Source organism: Stenotrophomonas sp. TWI700 (assembly GCF_039673645.1).
Classification (GTDB): Bacteria; Pseudomonadota; Gammaproteobacteria; order Xanthomonadales; family Xanthomonadaceae; genus Stenotrophomonas; species Stenotrophomonas maltophilia_AA.
In genome coordinates this window covers 1-2,169 of record NZ_JBDJMB010000060.1, presented here as the reverse complement: position 1 = coordinate 2,169, position 2,169 = coordinate 1, and the positions used below count along the sequence as shown (strand labels likewise).

The 2,169-nt window shown below is 64.6% G+C and carries 4 protein-coding genes; all 4 read right to left on the bottom strand.

Translation table 11 applies throughout. The features are described 5' to 3' along the window. Positions 1-92 precede the first annotated feature (92 nt). Positions 93-578, bottom strand: a complete 486-nt coding sequence (locus ABE473_RS18815; protein ID WP_346490533.1) for a hypothetical protein — start codon at positions 576-578, stop codon at positions 93-95. A 47-nt stretch (positions 579-625) separates the two neighbouring features. Further along, entirely contained in the window at positions 626-886 is a 261-nt protein-coding gene (gene minE, locus ABE473_RS18810) for a cell division topological specificity factor MinE (RefSeq protein ID WP_017355894.1), read from the bottom strand. 2 nt (positions 887-888) lie between these two features. Continuing rightward, entirely contained in the window at positions 889-1,698 is an 810-nt protein-coding gene (gene minD, locus ABE473_RS18805) for a septum site-determining protein MinD (protein WP_088432112.1), read from the bottom strand. A gap of 35 nt (positions 1,699-1,733) precedes the next feature. Further along, positions 1,734-2,169: septum site-determining protein MinC (gene minC, locus ABE473_RS18800; protein WP_346490532.1), on the bottom strand; the 436-nt coding region annotated here is incomplete at its 5' end.

Genomic DNA, 2,169 nt, shown 5'->3' with positions numbered 1-2,169 from the left:
ACCAGGCGATGCGTCACTTGCCCAGGAGGTTGCCGGCCAGCGGCCGGCACTACCGGGGATCAAGGCCGCCGGGAATGACCGCGCCTGCAGATTCAAGCAGCAAGAAGACCGCGTTCGACCAACCACGCCTTCGCATCTTCCGCATCCTGCTCAAACCACGCCTTCGTAGACCCCAACCGATACGTATACCCCCACGCATCCATGTCGGCCATCAACTGCGCACTGCCCACCCCGGGCAGTCTGCTGGCCAGCACGATCTGCAGGTAACAGGTGGCGTCTTCTTCGGGCACCGAATCGGTGGCATCGGTATGCACCAGCGCACGCCGCTCCGGCGGCAGCACGATCAGGTGGCAGGCTTCGTGCAGCATCGAGTGCACGGGCGTGTCATCGCGGACATACACGTCGCTGCCGATGATGCCGGCCTCGGGTTCGCCCCAATAGCTGCCGGGAATCGGCGCGCCCGCGGCCACACGATGCAGGTGCAGATCGTGGGTGGCGAGCAGGGCATGGGCATCGTCGAAACGGATATCGCCGACGCGGGTGACCTGCGGTTCGGCGGTGGGGGCAGCGTCGTTCATGGGTTACCGCTCAACCGCCCCTTCCGGTCCGGAAGGGGCGATGTCGATCAGGGCTGCTGCGGGCCTTCCGGCAAGGCGACGGAGATATCGAGCACGTCGTGCTCACCGTCCTTGACCAGATCGACCTTGACCGCATCAGCGTCGATGTTGACGTACTTCTTGATCACTTCCAGCAGCTCACGCTGCAGCAGCGGCAGGTAGTCCGGGCCGCCGCGGTGGCTGCGTTCCTGCGCGATGATGATCTGCAGGCGGTTCTTGGCCGTTTCGGCAGTGGTCTTCTTTCGGTTCAGGAAATCGAACAGTCCCATGCTTACCCTCCGAACAGCTTGCTGAAGAAGCCTTTCTTCTCCACGGTGGTGAAGCGCATCGGACGCTCTTCGCCAAGGATGCGGCCCACCGCATCTTCGTATGCCTGGCCCGCCGCCGATTCGGGGTCCAGAATGACCGGTTCACCCTTGTTGGACGCATTGAGCACGTCGCCCGACTCGGGCACCACGCCAATGGCCTTCAGGCCCAGCACTTCTTCCACGTCGGTGATGCTGAGCATCTCGCCGCTTTCCACCCGTACCGGGCTGTAGCGCGTGAGCAGCAGGAAGGCCGGCACGTTCTTGCCGGATTCTGCCTTGTGGGTCTTCGAGTCGAGCAGGCCGATGATGCGGTCCGAGTCGCGCACCGAGGACACTTCCGGGTTCACCACCACGACCGCACGGTCGGCGTAGTACATCGCCAGGAACGCACCCTTCTCGATGCCGGCCGGGGAGTCGCAGATGACGTATTCGAAGCCGTCGGCGATGAGATCGTCGAGCACCTTGCGCACGCCTTCCTGGGTCAGCGCGTCCTTGTCGCGGGTCTGCGAAGCAGCCAGCACGTACAGGTTGTCAAAGCGCTTGTCCTTGATCAGGGCCTGCTTGAGGGTGGCTTCGCCGTGCACGACATTGACGAAGTCGTACACCACGCGGCGCTCGCAGCCCATGATCAGGTCCAGGTTGCGCAGGCCGACGTCGAAGTCGATCACCGCCACCTTTTTTCCACGACGCGCCAACCCACAGGCCAGGCTGGCGCTGCTGGTGGTTTTGCCGACGCCGCCCTTGCCGGAGGTGACTACGATGATTTCAGCCAAAGGATTTCTCCTGATTCTTCTGTTTGGGGGCTGCGTCAGTCCAGCGCAGCGATCTTGATCTGGTCCTGTTCCAGCCACACCTGCACGGCCTTGCCGCGCAGGGAGTCCGGGACATCGTCCAGTACCTTGTAATGGCCGGCAATGGCGACCAGTTCAGCGTGGAATTCACGGCAGAAAATACGCGCCGTGGTGTTGCCTTGGGCACCTGCCAGGGCACGGCCCCGCAACGTACCGTAGATGTGGATGCTGCCGTCGGCGATCACTTCGGCGCCCGCGCCGACGGTGGCCATGACGGTCAGGTCGCAGTTTTCCGCATACAGCTGCTGCCCCGAACGGACATTGCTGGTCTGCATGCGACCGGGTTTGGGCGCGCCACCGGTGGCGACGGCGCTGGGCGCGGGCGCTGCGGGTACGGCGGCCGCGGCACGCGCGCGGCGCGGCGGCTCGGCCACCGGCGCAGGCGCCCGGGCG